Here is a 1,379-nt window from a genome sequence, read left to right on the forward strand (position 1 = left end):
CTCCTTCAGCACCGAGATGATCTGCTCCTCGCTGAAACGGCTGCGCCGCATGGCCCTTCTCCTGATCGAAGGACCCAACTTATCCGTGGCAGAAATGCAGGGGAGCACGTCATGGTTCATGAGCCTTGACGACGCCCTTGCGAAAATGGAGGTCAGGCGCAGAGAATACAATGAGGTTCGCCTGCACAGCGCGATCGGTAATGAGCCTCCGATCACGCTCATAAACGGCTTATCTGGCACTCCCGCCGGCACGAGCCATAACCCCGGAATCGTCCAGCTCCGGCTGGCCCAAATGCGGGAAGCACCTCAAAAGAACCTAGGACTCTACCCAAATCTGAACGAGGATCAGGGGCGCAGGTAACTGCGCTTGCAGTGCCGCATTGCGCCATAATACGATGCGGATTAAACTTTAAGAAAGAAATTTGGATTTATCGACGCTGGACTCCGAATCGCTGACATGACACAGAAAAAGATAATCGTTTCCCTAACAACAATCAGTTCTCGCTTGAGCGACTTGAATTTTACTATAGATAGTTTGCTGAATCAGGATTATCCAAATTTCGAGGTTCGGTTGTTTACCTCAACAGAGCCGTACTTGCTTGATGAGGGGATTCGTTTAATTCCTTATGAATTTCAACAAAAAATGAAACTGGATAGTCGGCTAAAGTGGTGTCGTGTGCCCAATATTGGTCCTTATAGAAAATTGCTCCCGCTTATTGCTGACCCAATTCTGCACAATAGTTTAATTGCAACCGCGGATGATGATACAATTTATCCAAGCGATTGGTTGTCGACTCTAGTATACTATTATCATAGATACAATTGCGTCATAGCATTTCGTGGCCATCGCATGTTGCGAAATGGTGGAGTATTTGCTCCATATCGACGCTGGATGAAAAAATCTAAGATTGAAAATCCAAGTATATATAACATCGGAACCGGAAAAGATGGCATATTGTACCATCCATCGTTTTTTTCTGATTCGGTAACAAACATATTTGATGCTATAACTATAGCAAAAACATCGGATGATTTATGGTTCAAGTGGCATACGGCGATAAATAGAGTTTCTACGTATTTAATAAATCAAGACTATAGGATAAATACTTTTCCAGGTACTGGCGTCGGCCCGAATCTCTATAGTAATTTTAATGTTGACGGGGCCAATGACAAGGCTGTAGCGGAATTGGAAAAGTATTTTGAGCGAAAATATGGCATTACTATTGCGAGGCTTATGGATTGATGCGCGCTCTCCAATTTGACGCGTGACCTGAGCCCCTTCTCTCCTCCGGTCTGAGGGAGAGTCCTGGGTTTCGTTTCTGGCCTCAGGCGGCCTGTTTTTCCAGCGTGGATTTGAGGGCGAACTCGGCAGGCGTCAT

1 protein-coding gene and 1 pseudogene are annotated in these 1,379 nt (G+C 46.0%); both read left to right on the top strand.

The window, feature by feature from the left end:
• Positions 1-226: pseudogene (locus KHC28_RS27520) on the top strand (integrase core domain-containing protein); the annotation flags it as partial.
• Positions 227-457: 231 nt separating this feature from the next.
• Entirely contained in the window at positions 458-1,243 is a 786-nt protein-coding gene (locus KHC28_RS20775; RefSeq protein WP_214010294.1) for a glycosyltransferase family A protein, read from the top strand.
• The last annotated feature ends 136 nt before the right edge of the window (positions 1,244-1,379 follow it).

It is taken from the genome of Ancylobacter sonchi, from assembly GCF_018390695.1.
Classification (GTDB): Bacteria; Pseudomonadota; Alphaproteobacteria; order Rhizobiales; family Xanthobacteraceae; genus Ancylobacter; species Ancylobacter sonchi.